We start from the raw sequence: 20,691 nt of genomic DNA, 5'->3' as shown, positions 1-20,691 counted from the left end.
CTGTCTGCGATGAACATTTTTCCTGTCCTCTATGTATAATAGTCTCCGCCGGTGTTCCTGATCCACCGGCCGGCCAGCAGTTCAAATACCCAGAAAACGATCAGGGTCACGCCCAGGAAAAAAGCGCTGTAAATGCAGGCAATGTTCCGGTCTCCGCCGGAAAGATAGGGCACCATCACAATGGTGAAGGTACGGACATTGCCTCCTCCGATCAAAAGGGTCAGGAAATACTGGCTGAATGATACGATGTAGGACATGCTGGCTGCAGAGAGGACCACCGGGGCAAGCATCGGAAGGGTCACGCGGAAAAACGCCTTCCCCGGGCCCGCGCCCAGAACTCTTGCCTGCTCTTCCAGCTTCTGCCCCACGGCCTCTGTACCATCCTGCAGCAATCGCACCGCGTAAGGCAGAGAACAGATCAGATGAGCAAGGATCACACCAGTCACCGTATTGTTCAGGCCCATACGGATAAAGGTAATCTGGATCCCCATGGCAAATACAGTGGCCGGAACCATAAATGGCAATACAGTAAAAAACGACATGATTTTCTTGCCAAAGAAACGATAAAACACCAGCGCTCTGGATGTCATGATACCAATCGTCACCGACAGCAGAGCCACAGCCGTCGAAATCAGGATGCTGGACACAAAGAGCCTGGCTGTCTCTTCTTTTCTCCCCAGGATCTCCTTCAGGGCCCGCAGAGAAAAGACCTGGGGAGAAAGATCCGGCCACGCCCACCGCTCGGTAAAGATCCAGATCAGCATAATGGCCGCAGGCACAAGGATCACTGTCGAGACAAGAAACAGGATCAACGGGCCCATCCGGTATGTTTTCTTCTTTCTCATACTTCCTCACTTTTCCTTACTTGCTTTATATTTTTCTCCATCAGTATAAAATACACTGCCGCACAGGCAAGAGAGATCAGGATGATCACTCCGTTCAGCGCCATGGCATACGGCCTGTGTTGAAGATCCGGGTGGGTGTACTCCTGGTAGGCCAGGATCGGCAATGCCTTTGGCACGGTCGCTCCCAGCAGGAACGGCATCTCATAGGCTCCCAGCGCAAATACGAAAATGATCAGAAATCCACTGCAGATGGTATTGCGGCAGAGCGGAAGGGTCACCCGGAAAAACGCCGTCCATCTGCCGGCTCCCAGGTTGATCGCCGCCTCTCCCAGACTGCCGCTGACATTGGCCATCAGCGCCGCAGTAAAAAAAACGATAAAAGGCAGTTCCTTCCATACATAAGCCAGGATTACCCCCACTCCATTTCCATCGTAGATAAGAAGGGGAAATTCCTGCTGATCGCTGATCAGTCCAAACAAATACGCGATCCGCGCCAGGATCCCGTTCTGAGACAGGATGTTGATCACAAACAAAGCCACCACCACATGAGGAACAATAACGGGCAGTTGGACGATCCGCATCACGCCTCCTCTGGTCTTTTTCTCCATCACGCACAGGCCGCACAGAAAAGTGCCTCCCACAGTGGCCAGCACCGCCGAGAAAAGAGAGATCCTCAGGCTGTAGAGAATAGAGCTTACCATATCCGGCCTGGAAACTATTTCTTTGTAATAAGCAAGCGTAGGCTCTGTAAGACCGAACGCAGGAACCACCCCCAGGCTCTGGGTGATCCCTGTGATCAGTCCGGTCAGAAACAGAACCGTAAGCAGGATCTGCGGCAACAGCAGCAGATACGGCGTCAGTTTCTTCTTCATATATCGTTTCCTGTCAATTTCTGTTCGTTTTTACTGTCCTACAACTTCCTCGGTCCAGATTTCCTCAATGATCGGCACAAGCTCTGCCGGCATCTCCGGAAGTCTCTTAGAAAGCATTTCATCCTGAGGGATGGTTCCTGGTCCGAGATCTACGCTGTCGAATGCTGCTTTCTGATCCTCGGACAACTTTTCATTATCCAGTACAGGGATGACCTTCAGCTCTTCATATCTGCTTGCCTGCATTTCCGGAGACAGCATCTCATTGATGGCTACCATGGCGCCTGCCTTGTTGCCGGAGTTTGCCGCAATGGCCATAAAGTTCGTGTTTCCGATCGTTCCTTTGTCAAACTGGAAGGACTGGGTCGTCTCGGTATAAGTGCCGTCTGCAATCTTGATGCCGGTGGTGTAGGCGTCATAAGTCATGTTCAACACCACTTCTCCGTCCGCAAACATATTGTCCAGTGTAGTGGAAGAATCCGGGAATGTCTTGCCTTCATTCCACAGGTAAGGATTCAGGCCTCTTAAATATTCCATGGCAGGCTCGACTGCTTCCCGTACAGTCTCTTTGTCCGCTTCCATATCCAGGAACTGCTCATAGCCGCAGATTTCATAGATAATGTTTCTCACAAACGCGCTGCCTGTGAAATCCGGAAGCGCCGGGTAGGTCACTTTGCCCGGATATTTTTTTACAAATTCTTCCAGAGCCTCCGCGCTGGTGGGAAGATCCGGGGTTACTGCCGTATCTGCGATCAATACGACCTGGGCCTTTCCATAAGGAGCCTCGTACCCTTCAATGGGATACGCAAAGTCCAGAGTCACATCCTCGGACTCGGCGTCTACATAGTCGTTAAAATTAGGAAGCTTGTCGGTAAATGGTCCGTAAAGCATGTTGTTTTCTTTGGCAGACTGGAAGTTTTCGCCATTGATCCAGATCATGTCGATGCTGCCGTCCTCCTCGCCGCCTTCTATCTCGCCGGAGAGCTGACTTAACACCTGCTCAATATCCATGGGCACGCGCTCCATGGTAATGTCATATTTTTCTTTCATAGTGGGAGCAAATACATTGTCCAGCCACTCATTAAGGGCTTCGTCTCCGCCCCAACCGTAAAAGGTAACGGTAGAACCTTTGGCTTCTTCTGCCATCTCCTCAAAAGACATCTCTTCCAGGGAATCCCCGGAAGCCTCTGTCTCTGTGTCAGCGCCATTTCCTTCTGTGCTCTGGTCGCTTCCGCCTCCGCAGGCCGCCAGAGAAAGGGTCATGGCCGCCGCAAGCATTGCTGTTACAATTTTCTTCTTCATGTTCTTTTCTCCTTCTATTTTTTTACTGCTGTCTTAAGTGATGATGCATGATGCTCTGTCACCCGTGGACTTCCTTTGGAATTTGCCGCTCTTAGGCGATATCATTCTGCTCGATCCGATCCAGAAATTCTGTGCTTAAATATTCCTCCAGCTTCCTGGCCGTGGACGCGTTAGTAATCTTTCTGTCCGGATCCTGGTACTGGATCCAGGCCATGGCGCACCAGGTGATGCCTCTTAGACAGGTCACCGGAATATATACCATCGTCCGTTCCATCAGATTTTCCGTGTCAAACCTCCCCGCCACGCAATTGATATATTTCTCAACAAACGATTTCATTTCTTTTTTTGTCAATATCACATCTGTTTTCCAGAAAGTGGTCGTAGGCGCCAGAAAATGTCCCAGATCCTGAGCCGGCTCCCCGTACAATGGCTTCTCCCAGTCAATCAGATAGTTTCCTTTTCCCGCCCCGTTAATCAGAAAGTTGGTGGAATTCAGTTCTGTGTTGATACAGCACCGGTAAGACGGCGGGCTAAGCGCATCCGCCTTCTTCCACACCAGATCCAGCATCCTCCGGATCTGCCGTTTTTTTGCCCCGTCGCCTGCGGAAGAAGATTCATAAACCGCAAACATTTCCTCACATTCTTCCAGGATGGCCCGCAGCTGATTTTCCGGGGCGATCAGATGGGTATCCGGCGAAACCTCCAGACTGTGGATGTCTGCCATACACTCTGCAGCAAAAGGAAGCTCTGTGTGATAATCCAGCACATGTCCCGGCAGGAACTCCATGACCATCACACCATAAGGCAGATGCGCCAGGCTGCCGTCCACATAGAGGGGTCTTGGCGTCCTTCCGGAAGGTTCCAGAAGCGCCAGGGCCTGATATTCATAGCCAATCTGATCCTCCAGGTGCATCTGGCTTCCAAAGTTCACCCGAAACAGCAGTTTCTGCCTGGTCACCGGATGAGTAAACAGATAATTGCGGTTGTATTCGCCCTGTGCCAGCATCTCATATTGTTCCGTTACCTCCGGCGGAAGTCCCAGAGCCTTCCGGTATTCCGGAAGCGCGGCATATGCACGGATCCTGCTTTCTTCGCTCATCGTTTCTTTCCTTTCTTCGCTTATCTCTTCTCTTATCTTATCTCTTATCGTTTTTCGACCTGCCGGTATGCTAGCGCACGTCCCGGTACTGATCTGCAATGATCTCAATGGGCACATGATCCCGGTACATTTTCCGAAGGCGGTTCATTTTCCACATCAGCCGCAGTTTCGGGATCGTGCCGGGAGGAAATCTCCGGTCCGAGGTGCAGATCCGTTTTCTGGTCATCCCCAGGCGCACCCTTCGTTCTTTTAATGTCAAAGACAACTGATAGTCTTCCATTACCGGGATCTCCGGGAACATTCCCACTTCAAAAAAGAGCTCCCGGTCGATAAAAATTCCCTGATCGCCGAACATCACTTTCCGGTCTTTGACCCTGTGGTTGGAGATCACCCTGCAGGTAAACATGAAGAAATTCCGGGAATGAAAGGCAATCCCGAAACATCCCGCCTCATAATCCCGCATGACCTCCCGGATCTGCTCCAGAGGGTGCGCCGGCAGTTCGCTGTCACAATGAAGAAAGAATAATATGTCGCCGCTGCTTGCCAGCGCGCCGGCATTCATCTGTGCAGCCCGGCTTTTTTTTGCCCGGACCAGCCGGAACTCCGGCGACAATTTTTCCAGTGTGCCGTCTGTACTTTCACCATCTACAAAAATAATCTCACATTTATCTTTGAGCGGCCACAGCTGACGTTGCAGCTGTTCGATAGTAGTCTCTTCATTATATAAGGGTATAATAATGGAAATCCGGCTTATGGCGGCCAGAAAGCGGCCGGTATGTGTATTCTTAAAGCTTTCGTCCGTCCGCATGCGTCTGCGGCAGGCATTGAGATCCTCCGGCGTATCCATATCCTGCAAAGTGGCTGTATAACCCACGGAAATCTTCTCTGCCTCCAGTCTTTTCAGGGTATCCGCAAACACAGTGGAGACACCGTAAGTCTCCAGACCAAAGGCTTCCTTCCAGGGCTTCTTCATCCCCACCAGATAATAACCGCCGTCCACCGTCCGGCCAAATACCAGATCCGTCTCCTCCAGCACCTCAAAGGCCCGCCTGAGATGTTCCGGCCGGATCTCCGGAATGTCAGTGCCGATCAGGACACAGCTCTCATACCCTTTGAAGAGCACTGTGCGGATGGCGTTGTACATCCGCTCTCCCAGCGTATCTCCCTCTTGGGGAAAGTACCCTGCCTCCTGCCCGAAGATCTGCACCAAAGCTTCTGCCCGACGTCCTTCCGGACTTACATTCTTCCCGTATCTTTCCGGACTTAGATTCTTCCCGGATTTTTCCGGACTTGCATCGCACCCTGTATAATTCACAAACAAGTCTGCATCCGTTTTTTTGCATACCCCGGCAATGTCCCGCAGAAAGCAGGTATGAAGCCTGGCGCACTGTTTCCCTGACAAAGCAGGCATCATCCGCGTCTTGGTCTTGCCCGGAACAGGAATCCTGGTAAACACAATAATTGCCTGTTTCATTTACAACACCTGCTCCAACGCGTCAATCGCCGCATTTACCACATGCGGGCAAAAGTCCATCATCAGCCCTTCTTCCAGTACTTTTTCCAGTTCTCCGGGCTGTCCCACATCATGTCCCAGCAAATCTTTACACATGCAGGACGGATATTTTTTATGAAAATGTTTTTTAAACTCCGCCACCTTGGCCATCATAATATTTTTCTGCTCCAGGTCTCCCTCCTTACAATGGCCGTACTTCATGCCGATCACCATCAGGGCTCCTGTCACCGCTCCGCAGGTCTCCCCGCACATCATGCCGCCGCCAAAACAGGCGGATACCTTTCTGGCCTCTTCTGTCGTCATTCCCATTTCCTGTGCAAAATGACCGGCCACCACCTGTGAGCAGTCGATTCCCTGAATAAATAATTGCCGGATCTCTTCTTTTTTCATTGTATGCTCCCTTTCTTACATATTTATATTGGTCAAATCCATGCGATTCCTCTGTCATAACAGCTCGCCGTAAGAAATGTTTTCGTCATACCGGTATTTTGCGGATCGCGCTGAACTTCTCTCGATTCTCGCGGGCATGAACCGCGTCCGGAGTCTCCTGCAAGCCCAGGATCTGAACCAGCAGATGCCCCGCCTGCCCGTACCCCTGCCTGGCGATATTGCCTGCACAGGATGCACAATAGGTATCCACGTCACGGACCGGCGCTTTCCCCTGCTTCCCTTCTGAATAATTGCCGCACATGATCTGTCGCAGCATCTCTGCGGCAAGCTCTGGTTCTTTGCGCCCCGCGCAGCCTCCCAGCCCGCAGCACTGAACGTCCAGAATCAGCTCCGGCTCTTCGACAAGAAATGGACGAAGGCTTTTTAACACGGTTCGGCTCTCTCTGTCAGGACAGGGAAGAAAAATGTTCCGTTTCCCCGAAAGGGGTTCTCCCAGCCCGAACTCCTGCAGCTTTTCGTAGATCATGGTCACCTTTGCTTCCAGTCTGCCTTTTAAATACGCATAACAATTCGGGCAGACCATGACCACTTCCGTTGCCGAAAGGTCCCTAAGCTTCCGGTTGATCCCGGCGATCATCTCCCCGGCCTCATCTGCAAGCCCAAGCTCCGAGACCGGCTTGCCACAACAGTCAAACACCGTTTCAATTCCAGCTTTCTCCATAAGAAGCTTTGCAAGCATCTCTGTCGTTTTCGGATAGTAGGAAGGAAAATTGCAGCCGACAAACAATACCACATTTCCAGATCCGCTCTGTCCTCTGCCCTTCTGTTCCTGCTGTTTCCGGTTATAATCATAATTCCGGTAACGATACCCTACCTTTTCATCCAGCAGGCCTTCATAGCCCGGTTCCTGCAGACGGCCTCCATGCTCCGCCACCTGGCTTCGCCGCATATCTAATAAAATCTGCTTTCCATCAATGCCCTCCGGACAAACCTCCGAACACCTTCCACACAAGAAACAATGATACAGCAGAGAACTCATCCGGTCCGCATCACCAATATCCAATCCATATTTTTCCAGAAAACTGCAGCTTTCCCTGCACTTATGACAATGCACACAGGCACTCGGGTCTGTCATCCGCATATATTTCCCCATAAATCCTAACTCCTGACACTATCCCTTCTATGATATTCTATCCGTCCACACAACCCTTGTCCAATTGATAACAGAAATATGATATATAGATAATATCTATAACAAGGCGTGGGGGATGGGGACGGGGGATTTCCAGAAATCCCCCGTCCCCATCCCCCGCGTAAGCATAGTAATCCCCCAAATGTGGATGATTCCTGTGAATTACATGTGGAAAATGTGTGGAAACCCCGATACCCATCAAAAGGGGACGGGGGATTTCTGGAAATCCCCCGTCCCCTTTTGATTAGTAAACCACCACTGTGGTTCCTGTTGGAATATTGTCATAAATCCATTTTGCGTTGTTGATGTTCAGCCGGACGCATCCGTGGGATAACGCCATGCCAAGTCTTCCGTCTGCCAGTGCTCCGGTGTACTTGCTGTACAGTACGGAATGGAACAGATAATTGCCGTAGAACTGGGTGTACCAGTAGCATCTTGAGCTTCCCGAATCAAAGTAGTACCCTCTGGTTCCTACCCGGAAGGTGCCTTTTACGGTTGGCGTAGCAGGCGCTCCGTTTGTGCAGTCCCAATAATAAACCGGCGTCCAGTTGCCTTTGAATCCCTGGAAGATGCCCACTTTATGAGTGGTACAGTTGACCAGGATCAGGTACGGCGTGGAGCTGGAATAAGCGTTTGCCAGATACATCATGCTTTCCAGATCCGCCGGATAGCGGTTGACGGTATATCCCATTGTATAGGTTTTTACGATGCCGCCATGGATCTTTGCCTCCACATGCAGCCAGTAATATCCTTCTTTTGGCGCGTTCCATGTGGTGGAATTGGAGTTGCTCCAGTCGCTGATCGTAAACCACTTACCAGTAGCCGGCTCATAGTACAGGAAGCGATACTGCGCGGCGTTGTCGTTGGTCTTTGCAGACGCTGCCAGCGCATACTTCATAGTACCGTCTTTCCGCACATAAATGCCGCTGATGTTCATATAGGGCTCTTCGATGGAATAACTGGTAAAGGACTGCTCGATCAGTTTGCCGTCTTTGTTGTAAATCTCAAAGCACAAAAGATAGCTTCCCACCTTGCCGGGCGTCCACTTTGCGCTGCTGCCTTCCTGCGAAAGCTCCGTCCAGTAGGAGCCGTTGTATGCCAGATACCGGCAGGATCCCACTTCTCCGATCAGATCCTGATAAGTGCCCTTTAAGGTGATGGTACTGTCCGTCCATCCCGGAGACTTGGGGCTTACCGTAAAGGATGTGATCTTGGCTGCGGATACGCGGTATCCATACACCTGAGTCTTGATCTGGCCGTCGCCGGTCCTTGCTTCCACATACAGCCAGTAATCTCCGGATTTTTCCGGCTTCCAGGAGGCCCAGTTGCTGGCATTCCACTCAGAGATCTGAAACCATTTGCCCAGCGAGAGGTCATATAATTTCCACTGAAATTCAATATTCGGATCGTTGGTGGTATAAGCCACGCCCATATCCACCTGTGCAGGCTGCGTGATCACACAGATCCCATTCAGGCTTAACTGATAGCCGGCGTAATGATACCCAAGCGTCTGGGTCTTTACATTGCCATCGCTGTCCTTTGCCTCTACATGCAGCCAGTAATCTCCTGCCTTCTTCGGCGTCCAGGTCACCCAGTTGCCGGACTCCCACTTGGAGGAGATCTGCGTCCATGCACCGGCGGCCACATCATACTGGAGCCAACGGAACTGCAATCCCGGATCATTGCTCTTGTATGCAACGCCTACTTCAAAATGATCTTTCTTATCTAAAAGGCAGATGCCGTTTAAGCTGACCTGGATCCCCTTATAGTGACATCCATATACAGAGGACGCCGTCTTGCCGTCTGTGGTGCGGGCCTCTACATAGATCCAGTAATCTCCTGCTTTCTCCGGCGTCCAAGTCGCCCAGTTGCCCTTATACCATTTGGACACCTGCGTCCACACGCCTGCAGCCAGGTCATACTGAAGCCAGCGGAACTCTACGTCCGGATCATCCGACTCATAAGATACGCCTACTTCATATTTATTTCCCTTGTCCAGCACACAGATGCCGTTTAACTTCAGGGTAAATCCTTCGTCCTGCAGTTCCAGATCCTCTGCATCTTCTGTATCAGCGTCTTTTGCATCGGCACCTTCTGCGTCATCCGCAGGAAATGCTCCCTCGGTATAAAGGAACTCAACGGCTCCTGTCCCCGCCAGCTGCTCTGCAAAGGCTTCCATCGTCTCTTCAGAGTCAAACACGCTCTCCCTTGCGTCCAGCTTTGTCAGCGCCGGGAAGAGACGGGTCAGCGTTTCCAGATCGTTCAGGGAAATCCGATACTCCCCGGCCGTCTTAAGCTCCAGCGTCAGGATATCGGCATACCCGCTGATATCTGTCTGCTTTTCCGCATAGGAAGACAGACTTTCCGACAATTCGATGGCAAGCTCTGTCTGTACTGCTTCTGTCTCCGGCGCAGCCTGTGTCACATCTGCGGCAGGCGCGCTCTCTTCTGCTCCCTGTGCAGGCACATTTTCCCCTGCATCCTGCACCGGAGCGCTCTCTTCTGCGTTCTGTACCGGTGCGCTCTCTTCTGCGTCCTGTACCGGCGCACTCTCTTCTGCATCCTGTACCGGCGCTGCGGTTTCCGGTCCTTCCGGCACATCCGCAGGCGCCGCCCCGGTCTGCGCTTCTGCTGTGGCGGTCTGACCTGCCGCATCCGCCGCATAGGCCGCGCAGGGCTGGGCGATCATACAGAGGGCAAGCACTGCCGCTGTCAGAGCTTTGGCATATCTCTTTTTCATACTTATTCACCTTCCTTAGACAGGAAATTATTTCTCATACATTTCCTGATAATACTCCTGATAAGCGCCGCTTGTTACATGCTCCATCCACTCTTCGTGCTCAAAGAACCACTGGATGGTCTTTCGGATGCCTTCTGCGAACATGGTGTCCGGCACCCAGCCCACCTCAGCCTTGATCTTGTCCGGAGCGATGGCATAGCGTCTGTCATGACCCTTGCGGTCCTCCACATAAGTGATCAGATCTTCACTGACCAGCGCCTTCCTCGGATCATCGTCCGGCAGCATCTCCTGCAGGGTATCCAGGATAATGTGGATAATCTCGATGTTCTGTTTTTCATTATGTCCGCCGATGTTGTATGTCTCAAACAGCCGGCCCTTTTCCTGCACCATGTCGATGCCCTTGGCGTGATCCTCCACATACAGCCAGTCGCGCACATTTTTGCCATCCCCGTATACCGGCAGTTTCTTGCCGTGCAGCGCGTTGTTGATGATCAGAGGGATCAGCTTCTCAGGGAACTGATAGGGGCCGTAGTTGTTGCTGCAGTTGGTAATATTGGCCGGAAACTTATAAGTGTCCATATAGGCCTTTACCAGCATATCGGAAGAAGCCTTGCTGGCAGAATAGGGGCTGTGGGGATCGTACGGAGTCGTCTCATAGAAATACTCGTCCGGATTCTCCAGGGAACCATACACCTCGTCTGTGGACACATGAAGAAACTTTTTCCCTTCTATAAAAGTACCGTCCGGCAGCTCCCAGGCAGCCTTTGCCGCATTCAGCATAACCAGTGTTCCCAGCACATTGGTCTTTACAAAGACCTCAGGATTGCGGATGCTGCGGTCAACATGGCTTTCCGCTGCGAAATGCACCACCCGGTCAATGTCGTTCTCTTCAAAGATCTGATTGATCTTTTCCGTGTCACAGATATCGGCGCGGATAAAGGTATAGTTCTCTCTGTCCTCAACATCCTTTAAGTTTTCCAGATTGCCGGCATACGTCAGCTTATCCACATTGATGATGCGGATCTCATCTCCGTATTTCTTAAACATATAGTGGATATAATTGGAACCGATGAATCCGGCCCCTCCTGTTACCAGATAAGTTCTCATGAATCGTTTCTCCTTTTATTTTCATTTTTTGTTTCTGATCTCTTCTGCAGATCTCCCACCGGAGTCCGCAAGTATTCTCCCGTGTGTACGGCTTACTGTCTGTGCATGATCTTGTTGATCTTCTCTGCATCTCCCCATACGCCCGGCGAGTCGTAGGGACGATCCGGAAATGCTCCGTATTCCGGACGGATCTTAAACCCGTGGTCTTTGATAAACTCGTCCACCTTATCTCCCAGAGCCACCGGATTGCCGGTACAGCAGTTGATCACACCTGTGATCTCCTCCTGGGTAGAAGCAGCGGCGATCTGGGCAGCCAGCTCATCTACGGTGATGAAATCATATTTATTTTTCCCGGAGTTGAACGGGAAGGTCTCTTTGCCTTCCTCCTCCCAGCCTACGATCTTGGCAAAGAGAGAGTTGCTCTTCTTGTCATCGCCCAGGATATAATAAGCCCGAAGCCACATCACTTTGGTGTCTGTCCCGGATGCCAGAAGATACGTCATCTGGCGCAGGGCGTTTTTGGCAATTCCATACAAAGAAGTAGGGTTTGCCGGGGTATCCTCTGTGATCGGCCCCTCCCAGTACCCGATCTCATGCATGGTTCCCATAACAGACAGCTGCGGCAGGCCTCCTGCGATCATATTTTTGATAAACGTATAGTGATCCGGCAGATCCATCAGATGACTCTCCGCATTGTGGACAAAGCCGTTTCTCCAGGCCAGATGGATGCACGCATCCGGCTTTCCCATCTGCTCATAGATATTTTCATCCCCGCTGAAAATAGGCGCTTCGATCCGGGTCGCTCTTTCATCAACGCCGTCAAAGAAAAAGTCAGCCGCCAGCACCTCATGGCCCGCTTCCAGAAGGGCGCTTACCACATGTCTTCCGATATAACCGTTCGCTCCAGTTACCAATACTCTTTTCTTATTCATTGACTCTATTGCTCCTTTACTATTAACTTTCGATCTGTCAGATATTTCTTCAGCGCGTCCTCCCAGTCCGGCATATGATAGCCGAACCGTTCCTCCAGCCTCTGGTTTTTCAGCACAGAATTCTTGGGCCGCTTCGCAGGCGCCGCATATTCTTCTGTGGACACCGGGATCACTCTGGTGGTCCTGCCGCACAGTTCGTAGATCTTCTCCGTAAACTGCGCCCAGCTGCAGACGCCGTCGCAGCTGGCATGGTAGGTGCCGTACTGTTCGGACCGGCACAGAAGGTCGATCACCTTCACCACTTCTTCCGCGCTGGTGGGGCCGCCGAACTGGTCGTTGACCACCCGCACCTCCTCATGGGACTCGGACAGTTTCAGCATGGTATTGACAAAGTTCCTGCCTTCGCCGTACAGCCACTCCGTCCGGACCACAAAGTATTTCTTTGCCGTCCTGCGGACCAGCTCTTCCCCCTCCAGCTTGGTCCTGCCGTAGACAGACTGGGGATGAAAGGGATCTCCCTCCACATAAGGGCCTTCTTTCGTCCCGTCAAATACATAGTCCGAAGAAATGTGGACCATGACCGCGTCCGTCTCATTTGCCGCCAGACTTAAGTGGTAAGGGCCTGCCGCATTGATCTGATACGCCCGTTCCTGATCGGTCTCGCAGGCGTCCACCTGGGTATGGGCCGCACAGTTGATGATAATGTCCGGATCCATCTCGCGGACTTTCCTTAGGACCTCTTCCCGGTCGGTAATATTCAGTTCTCCTACGTCGGTGTTGATCAGCCGGACCTTCGGATCTGAAGCGTAAAAATCATTCAGCGCCCTGCCAAGCTGACCCTGACAACCTGTGATTAATATTGTTTTCAAAGGTTTCCTCTCCGTTCTTCTATACATTTCAGTCTTCATTTCTTACTATTCTACTCTAATTGGCTCCACATTGCAATGCCGGTTATTTCTTAAACAATGTCGGGATCTGTTTCATAATGAGGCGGTGAACCTGAAACAACAGCCAGGCAAAAACTGCGATCACCACGCAGGTGCAGGCAAATAAGAGATAGCTCTTTGCCACGGAAATCTGCACAAGATCAAAGTGCTGCATGATCTCTGCAATGATCACATGGTGGACCAGAAAAATTGCATAGGAATATTTACTGATCACGCTGCAGAACTTTTCGCAGACCGGCACCTTTACATAATAAGAAAGGAACACCAGAAGGAGGAAGGATGCGATCCCCACATAGGTGGTCTGCAGCATGTCCGGCAGCGCCGGAGCAAGTAATCCGTTTGCCACAAGGAGCACAAGGGCCACAAGAGCCGCTTTCCAGTCCACTTTTCTCCCCCAGCGGACAAAGTACATCCCAAAGGCGATCTCCGGCAGTCTGGTCAGTACCACAATGCTGATGTTGACCTGTCCCTGCAAAAGGAACATGGCGGCGTAAATGACCAGGATGGCCGCAGCAGTAAGCGCCGGCTGTTTCTCTACCCCCAGCCGCAGCAGGGGAAAGAGAAGATACATCAGAATGATCGTTCCAAGGAACCACTCGCCCAGAATATAAAAGGTAGGAAGATAGGCGGCGAGCATTCCGTCCATCCCAAGGATGGTAAAGAGAAAGTTCACCTTCGGCGTCCCTGCGCCGGGGATCACATGATTCCTGGCATAGAGAAAAGCGAATGCCACGATATACGCCATCCAGAACATGGGATAAATAGACAGGAATCGTTTTTTATAGAATGTTTTCAGGTCCAGCCTGTCCTGATACACATACATCAGAGCCGCGCCTGAGATAATAAAAAACAGGGATACGCCCCAGTTCCCGATGTAAATATTGCTGACCGTGGTAGTGATCACCGCCTTCTCAGGCATGGGAGGCACCAGGTACAGATATCTTGCGTTAAAATGAGTCAGCAGGATGGACACAACTGCCACTGCCCGCACAAAATCAAGGTAGAATAACCGTTCCTTTTTCATAGTATCCCTCTGTCTTTCTTTTTCTTTCTTTTTATTTCTTAAATATCCAGAACTTGCTTGCCACATAGTTGATGATGATCACAAGAATATTGGAAAGGATCTTGATCACCAGATCCGGGAATCCCGCCATATCCACCAGGAGCCACATCAGACCTACATCCAGCGCCCCGGAAAAGAGCCGGCAGCTTACAAACCCGGCTACTTCCCTGCCAATGGCCCGGATTCCCCGGGTCTTGCTCTCAAAGACATAGATGCGGTTGGTCACATAGGCAAAGATCACGGAAAGGATCCAGGCCAGCACAGTGGCCGGCACCACCGCCATGGAAACAAAGCGGGTGGCCGCCGCATAGGCCAGGATATTGACCAGAGTGGTGCATCCTCCAAAGAACAGATACAATATCATTTCTTTATATTTTAAAATCCACTGTTTCATCGCTTTCTTATCCTAACTTTACAATGATGATCCCGTCTTTTTCTGCCACACTTCCCTGGGCAGGCCAGGATGGCATAGCTGCCGCAAGCTGATCCGCCTTTGCAAAGTCCTGATCATCTCCAAACACATAGGGATAGCCAAGAGAAGTCATAAAGTTCCGCATCACCCAGGTGCCATGACCTGTGCCGTAAGAAATCGCAAAGAAGGATTTTCCGATCAGCTCCAGTTCATCGTCGCTGTAGCAGACTGCATTTTTAAGTGGCGTCCTTGCCCCTACAAAGACTACCGGCTCCTCCGGGATTTCTCCCAGTCCCAGCGCCTCGATGCGGTCACTGATCTTCTGCGCCACCCGTACATCCTCCTGATACTGGATGTACTGCGTATAATAAAGTCTGGCCGCATCCATACTCTGCTGAAGGCAGAGCACACCGGTCAGGCACAGCGCCGCCACATAGAGATACCTGCAGAGTCTGAAGCGCTCTTCGCGGATCGTGACCACCAGATACTGAAGCGCAAACCCCGCCACAAAAGGCAGCAGGATCTGAGTGCGGACCGTAGGCTCCGCTCCCATCAGTATCGTCATCAAAAACGGACTGATCAGCACAAAGGCAGCAGCCGCAAGATACAGGATCCTGCAGGGTTTTTTCACAAACAGCTGCCGAAGCATGCAAAACAGCATGCCCACATAGGCGATCAGATGCAGGCTGGTGTAAAAAATCCCCTTTCCTGTCATCGCCTTGTAAATATGCAGATAAATGTTGTTAAGACCTTCCTCCAGGCTGATCTTTCCCCACTGGATCTGGTCTGTGATATAGGATGTAGTCTCCAGATGAAGTCCTGCAAGCACGAAATGGTTGATACCATAGTACAGGAAAAGCGAAGCGGCAAAGATCACGATCAGTCGCAGGATCGTCCCCAGACAGAACCCGACGCTTACCTCCTGCGCTTCTACTTCCCGGTTGGTATAGACCAGAAGAAAACAGATGGCCGCCGCAGCCGCGAAAAGAGGCACAAAAGACTGATACACTGAAAACGCAAAGATACAGCACGCCACCGGCGCCAGGTAATAAGGGGAATAAAACTTTCTCCTGGTAAGGATGGCCCTAAACCCGCAAAGAAGCGCGGCTCCAAGAAGGAGGAGCGCCACATTTATCTCATAGGACTGGAGCAGGAACCCGGACTGCTCTGCCATGATCATGGATGTAAAAAAAACAACCGGGAAGATCCAGCTGCTAAAGCCGTCCTGCCACTTTTTTCCACCCAGCCAGGCAAAGAGATAGCCCCATAGGATCACGTTCAAAAACATGGCCACAACCATAAGGAAAGAGGCTGCGTAAGGATTAAACTCATAAGTGCCCAGCAGCCGCTTCAGAACCACCAGACCAAAACGCCCCATAGTGTACCAGCTTTTGTACAAATTAAAAGGCGCCGCGATGGCCGCCTCCGTATCATGGGATATGCTGACGTTAAAGATCTTGATCCCATACACGATCAAAAGAAATACACCGGTCAGGGCAAAGGTCAGACGGTTCTTTCTGTAATACTCCCCGAAAGGAAGCCAGTTCCATTTCTTTTCTTTCACAATCCTTATCCTTTCTACTCCATTCTCCGAAACATACGAATCCATACGAATCCTTTTGAATTTTATCTGTTTCTCGAATGTTTGTCAACATTCCAGGCACGGCATTGATTTTTTTATCTGAATTTTTTATAATACAACTATCGGTGTAAAACTGCAAATGAAAGGATGTTATTATGTCTGACCTGATTTCCATCATCGTTCCCTGCTACAACGAGGAGCCCTCGCTTCCCTATTTTTATGAAGAGGTCTGCAAGGTCTTCTCCTCAATGGAACAGAAATACGGTGTAAATTTTGAATTATTATTTGTAAATGACGGTTCCCGGGATCAGACCCTGTCTGTGATCAAACGCTATGCCGGATCAGATCCCCGGGTAAAATACATTTCCTTTTCCCGCAATTTCGGGAAAGAAGGCGCCATCATCGCAGGCCTCACCCATGCCAGAGGCGATTATGTGGCCATGATGGACGCAGACCTTCAGGATCCGCCTTCTCTGCTTGATGAGATGTACACAGCCATCAAAGAAGAGGATTACGACTGCGTAGGCACCCGCCGGGTAGACCGGAAGGGAGAGCCGCCGATCCGCTCCTTCTTTGCCCGCTGCTTCTACAAACTCATCAATCAGATTTCCAAAACGGAGATTGTAGACGGGGCCAGGGACTTCCGCCTCATGACCCGGCAGATGACCGACGCCATCCTGGACATGCCGGAATATAACCGGTTCTCCAAAGGCATCTTCGGCTGGGTCGGCTTTCGCACCAAATGGCTGGAATACGAAAATGTAGAGCGGGTGGCCGGGGATACCAAATGGTCCTTCTGGAAACTATTCCTGTACTCACTGGACGGGATCATCGCCTTCTCCACCGCGCCACTTTCCATCGCCTCAGTGCTGGGGATCATCTGCCTCTTTATCTCGGTTGTGATCATCCTCATCATCATCGCCAAGACACTGATCTGGGGCGATCCGGTGGCAGGCTATCCCTCCATGATGTGCGTCATCTTCTTCCTGGGCGGCCTGCAGCTATTCTCCATCGGCATCCTGGGCCAATACCTGGCCAAGACTTACCTGGAGACCAAACGCCGGCCGGTGTATATTATCAAAGAAACCAACTGCTAATCAATTGGGGACGGGGGATTTTCAGAAATCCCCCGTCCCCAATTGATTTTATCCACATTTTATCCACCGACTTTTCCACCCGGTTTTCCACAATGTGTTTATTATTCTTTAGTTTCCATATTTTTCACAAAATCTCATAATGATCGTGGCGCACTCTGCCCGGTTGGCATTTCCCTGGGGATTCAGCCGGGTTCCTTCATCGGTGCCGGTGATGATCCCGGTTCCTACCGCCCAGGACATGGCTTCTTTGGCAAATGTATTGACATATCCGGCATCCGGATATTTGCTGTAGTCTGCTTTCTGGCTGACGTCGTATCCTTTATCCTGTGCGTAGCGGTACATCATGACCGCCATCTGCTCCCGGTTGATGTTGTCGGACGGACCAAAGTTTCCGGTGTCACTATAGCCAGTCACAACGCCTGTATCCGCCGCCCAGAGAATGGCGTCCGTATACCACTGTCCGGCTGCCACATCCGGGAATCGTGTAGTGTATGTCACCTCCGGCTCCCCGTTCATCCGATACAGGATGACGGCAAACTGAGCGCGGGCCAGGTTTTCTCCCGGGCCAAAGTTTCCGTTGCTTAAGCCGGTCATCAGCCAGTTCCTGTGTACATAACGCACTGGTTCAAAGAACCAGGCGTTTTCCGGAACATCCGGGAAAGGAACTTCGCCAAAGTCTCCCTGGGTCCAGTTGATCCATTCCCAGTCCGTTACTCCCTCATTGGAAAGGCTGACATAAAAAGTATACCATCGCCTGTTCGCTTCTTTCATATAACTGGCCGACTGACTGTTTGCATGCCAGGTATACCAGCCCTCTTCTCGCATGACATGATCTACGGTCTCCCTGGAGACTCCGCAGGAAATACCGTGATAGCTGGCTCCGTCATCTGTGGCGGTAAAGGTTATCGGAAGGACTGCATTCCATGAGCTTCCGGTATCTCCGTAATACTCCAGAAACAGCCCTTCTTTTTCATATGCGATCCCGGCCTCCCCGAAAAACCGGGTGGCAGCAGGATCCATATCCAGAAGTTCTGCCACGACTTCCGGCTTTTCCTCATCCAGATACTGTCCTATTTCTATATCTTTCACTTCAGAATCCATTTCCGCAGCCGCTTCTTTCACCTGCATCGCTTCCAGACCCATTTCCGCAGCCGCTTCTTTCACCTGCATCGCTTCCGGATCCATTTCTGCAGCCCTTACATTTGGCGCGGCCAGCTGGCCGGACGCTGCCGCAAACAGCAGCGCCAGAACCAGAGAGATTCTTTTCTTTCCAGTTTTCTTCATACCTCACACCTCCATGGATGCTTCTGAATGATTCCATGAATGATTTCATGAATGATCCCATGAATGATTCCATGAATGATTCCCGGAATAATCTGCCGGATTATTCTTCCACTTTATCCAGATATCTTGTGATAATGGTAGCGCATTCTGCACGGTTGGCGCTTTTCTGCGGACTTAAGTTTCCTTTATCTCCGGTAATGATGCCTTCGGCCACGCACCAGGACATGGCTTCTTTTGCGAATACGTTGACACTTGCATGATCCGGGAAGGTATTCAGATTTGCCTGTGCGCTGGTGTCATATCCTTTATACTTTGCGTAGCGGTACATCATCACTGCCATCTGCTCCCGATTGATGTTGTCAGACGGCCCAAATTTTCCGGTGTCACTATATCCGGTCACAACGCCTGTATCTGCCGCCCAGAGAATGGCGTCCGTATACCACTGCTCGTCTGCCACATCCGGGAACTGTGCGCTGTATGTCACTTCCGGCTCCCCGTTCATCCGGTACAGGATGACGGCAAACTGGGCGCGGGCCAGATTTGCTGTCGGACCAAATGTAGTGTCATCCAGCCCGGTCATCAGCCCCTTCTCATAAACATTTCCTACATATTCATAGAACCAGGTTTCCTTACCCACATCATTATAGGGAAGGTCTGTGCTCCAGCATGCGGTAAACGTATAATCTGTAAAATATCCGTTATACGCGCGTTGTGTGGTATTTTCGTAACCATCGGCCACATCATTTCTCTTCCATCCAAGGAAAACAGATCCCTTTTTCGTCGGATTCTTTAAGGTCACCGGATCCTCGCCGGCCCGGTAAGAAGTGGGATTGGCCGGATCATTGGTTCCTCCGTCCAGGTTATAGGAAATCTTGTAAGTATTTCCAAGATAAAATTCCACCTGGCTTGGCGCAATCTCCAGTCTGTCCGCCAGATCCTCCGCTGAATTTGAATACGGCACCTCGCTTCCAGCCACCAGTCTTACTTTAGTGAAACCAGTATTCTCCAGAAAGCTTTCTCTTGGAGTCGCTATCGTATCATCAGAGTCAAAGTAAAAGCTCGGATTGATATTTTCCGGGAAGGTAATGGTATCAAACTTGCACGAATCAAACGCGTACAGGTAAATACACTTCGTATTCTCCGGAACATCGTAGTTGCCGGCCTGACTCTTGCCCGCCGGATATGCGTAGAGATCGTCATTCCACCATAAAACTCCGTCCTCTGAGTGGAATTCTCCATTCGGATCTGTCACATAAATCCCGGTAAGATTGGGGCAGTTGATAAAGGCATCTTTCGCATTGCCAGAGCCGCCTTGCGGCAACTGCAGGGTAATGGATGTAATGCCACTGTTCTTATAAGCATCTGTAATAGCTGTCACACCTGCATTTACTGGAATACGCAGATTCGGGCAATTTTGGGTAGTCGTTACAATAATCTGGCTGATTGGCTTCGGACAATTCAATGCGGAAAGTTTCGGTGAATTTCCCCAGCCGAAGCGCTCGATGCTGGCCGGCAGATTAATTGTGGTTAATTCTGCATATGTAGAAAGGCCGAAATACGGTGTCCCATTTATCTGGGTTACACCATCATAATAGGTAATGGTTTTCAGACTGTTGCGTAGATCTTCATGATCCAGTGAATAAACATTTGCATACACGGTTTCAATCTTAGTACATCCCGAAAACGGATTGTTCCATGCATCAATTCCGTCATATCCCGTATTATCCGGAAGATATACGGTAGTAACATTCGTAAACTGCGAAAAAGCTCCATCCTCAATAAAGCTTACGGTATTGGGGAATTTTACCGTGGTGATTACCCCAGGAGACATTATGCTAAAACCATCCAGATAACCGCTCACACCGACAACCGTATATTTCCCTACCTTTGCCGGGATCTCCAGCGTCTTCGACGACGCCCAGTCAAGGGTATTGCTTCCCGTCAGGACGACGGTATTGTCCTCATTGTCAACCACGCCTTCCCACTCTTTGTTGTCACCGACATTAATAGCATCTCCTCTGTTATACCAGGAAAGCTCCCGATCCGGAGCCTCGGCCGCTTCCTCTCCGGCTGCTTCCTCCTGCACCTGGGCCGCTTCTTCGCCGGCTGCCTGCTCCTGCACCTGGGCTTCCGGAGCGTCCGCCTCTGCTTCAGAAGCAAAAGCCACGGACCCGGACGGCACAGCCATCAGAGCAGCAAGAGCCACCGCCGCCGTTGTCTTCCATACTTGTTTCCTCATAAAATAAGCACCTCCTCATACTGCTACATTTTCAGATATATCATATCACAAACAGGGCTGACATCCAACTTTTTTCGC

At 50.9% G+C, this 20,691-nt stretch carries 17 protein-coding genes; 1 reads left to right on the top strand and 16 read right to left on the bottom strand.

Annotated features, from left to right (window positions below; translation table 11 throughout):
• Positions 1-29: 29 nt before the first annotated feature.
• From ABGT54_RS06860 to ABGT54_RS06795, 14 genes are all read right to left on the bottom strand, one after another.
• Positions 30-845, bottom strand: coding sequence for an ABC transporter permease subunit (locus ABGT54_RS06860; protein WP_346663410.1), 816 nt, complete (start codon positions 843-845; stop codon positions 30-32).
• Positions 842-1,717: an ABC transporter permease subunit gene (locus ABGT54_RS06855; RefSeq protein ID WP_346663409.1), complete on the bottom strand. Its 876-nt coding sequence runs from the start codon at positions 1,715-1,717 to the stop codon at positions 842-844. The genes ABGT54_RS06860 and ABGT54_RS06855 overlap by 4 nt, the downstream gene beginning before the upstream one ends.
• Positions 1,718-1,747: 30 nt before the next feature.
• Positions 1,748-3,016: an ABC transporter substrate-binding protein gene (locus tag ABGT54_RS06850; RefSeq protein WP_346663408.1), complete on the bottom strand. Its 1,269-nt coding sequence runs from the start codon at positions 3,014-3,016 to the stop codon at positions 1,748-1,750.
• A gap of 91 nt (positions 3,017-3,107) precedes the next feature.
• Positions 3,108-4,115, bottom strand: coding sequence for an aminoglycoside phosphotransferase family protein (locus tag ABGT54_RS06845; RefSeq protein ID WP_346663407.1), 1,008 nt, complete (start codon positions 4,113-4,115; stop codon positions 3,108-3,110).
• Between the two features lie 70 nt (positions 4,116-4,185).
• Positions 4,186-5,589 carry a TIGR04283 family arsenosugar biosynthesis glycosyltransferase gene (locus tag ABGT54_RS06840; RefSeq protein ID WP_346663406.1) on the bottom strand — a complete coding sequence of 468 codons (1,404 nt, stop codon included), beginning with the start codon at positions 5,587-5,589 and terminating at the stop codon, positions 4,186-4,188.
• Positions 5,590-6,018 (bottom strand): C-GCAxxG-C-C family protein, encoded by a 429-nt coding sequence (locus tag ABGT54_RS06835; protein ID WP_346663405.1) that lies wholly within the window; start codon positions 6,016-6,018, stop codon positions 5,590-5,592.
• Positions 6,019-6,103: 85 nt separating this feature from the next.
• Positions 6,104-7,171, bottom strand: coding sequence for a (Fe-S)-binding protein (locus ABGT54_RS06830; RefSeq protein WP_346663404.1), 1,068 nt, complete (start codon positions 7,169-7,171; stop codon positions 6,104-6,106).
• Positions 7,172-7,454: 283 nt separating this feature from the next.
• Complete coding sequence (locus tag ABGT54_RS06825) at positions 7,455-9,950, bottom strand: L,D-transpeptidase family protein (RefSeq protein ID WP_346663403.1); 2,496 nt, start codon at positions 9,948-9,950, stop codon at positions 7,455-7,457.
• Positions 9,951-9,977: 27 nt separating this feature from the next.
• Positions 9,978-11,057 carry a dTDP-glucose 4,6-dehydratase gene (gene rfbB, locus ABGT54_RS06820; RefSeq protein ID WP_346663402.1) on the bottom strand — a complete coding sequence of 360 codons (1,080 nt, stop codon included), beginning with the start codon at positions 11,055-11,057 and terminating at the stop codon, positions 9,978-9,980.
• A gap of 92 nt (positions 11,058-11,149) precedes the next feature.
• On the bottom strand, positions 11,150-11,989 hold the full coding sequence (locus ABGT54_RS06815) for an NAD(P)-dependent oxidoreductase (RefSeq protein ID WP_346663401.1): 840 nt from the start codon (positions 11,987-11,989) through the stop codon (positions 11,150-11,152).
• Positions 11,990-11,994: 5 nt separating this feature from the next.
• Entirely contained in the window at positions 11,995-12,858 is an 864-nt protein-coding gene (gene rfbD / locus ABGT54_RS06810) for a dTDP-4-dehydrorhamnose reductase (protein WP_346663400.1), read from the bottom strand.
• Between the two features lie 82 nt (positions 12,859-12,940).
• Positions 12,941-13,960 (bottom strand): acyltransferase, encoded by a 1,020-nt coding sequence (locus ABGT54_RS06805; RefSeq protein ID WP_346663399.1) that lies wholly within the window; start codon positions 13,958-13,960, stop codon positions 12,941-12,943.
• Between the two features lie 31 nt (positions 13,961-13,991).
• On the bottom strand, positions 13,992-14,393 hold the full coding sequence (locus tag ABGT54_RS06800) for a GtrA family protein (protein WP_346663398.1): 402 nt from the start codon (positions 14,391-14,393) through the stop codon (positions 13,992-13,994).
• A 7-nt stretch (positions 14,394-14,400) separates the two neighbouring features.
• Positions 14,401-15,975: a glucosyltransferase domain-containing protein gene (locus ABGT54_RS06795; protein ID WP_346663397.1), complete on the bottom strand. Its 1,575-nt coding sequence runs from the start codon at positions 15,973-15,975 to the stop codon at positions 14,401-14,403.
• Between the two features lie 173 nt (positions 15,976-16,148).
• Between ABGT54_RS06795 and ABGT54_RS06790 the strand changes: the two genes are divergently transcribed.
• Positions 16,149-17,090 (top strand): glycosyltransferase family 2 protein, encoded by a 942-nt coding sequence (locus tag ABGT54_RS06790; protein WP_346663396.1) that lies wholly within the window; start codon positions 16,149-16,151, stop codon positions 17,088-17,090.
• Between the two features lie 108 nt (positions 17,091-17,198).
• Here ABGT54_RS06790 and ABGT54_RS06785 read toward each other — a convergent pair whose 3' ends face one another.
• The gene (locus tag ABGT54_RS06785) at positions 17,199-18,374 is read right to left on the bottom strand and encodes an S-layer homology domain-containing protein (protein ID WP_346663395.1); all 1,176 of its coding nucleotides are present in this window, start codon (positions 18,372-18,374) and stop codon (positions 17,199-17,201) included.
• A gap of 100 nt (positions 18,375-18,474) precedes the next feature.
• On the bottom strand, positions 18,475-20,613 hold the full coding sequence (locus ABGT54_RS06780; RefSeq protein WP_346663394.1) for an S-layer homology domain-containing protein: 2,139 nt from the start codon (positions 20,611-20,613) through the stop codon (positions 18,475-18,477).
• Positions 20,614-20,691: the final 78 nt, after the last annotated feature.

The organism is uncultured Merdimonas sp., assembly GCF_963929015.1.
Classification (GTDB): domain Bacteria; phylum Bacillota; class Clostridia; order Lachnospirales; family Lachnospiraceae; genus Merdimonas.
Note: the sequence above shows the minus strand (reverse complement) of the source record. Positions and strands in the feature narration are given on the sequence as shown.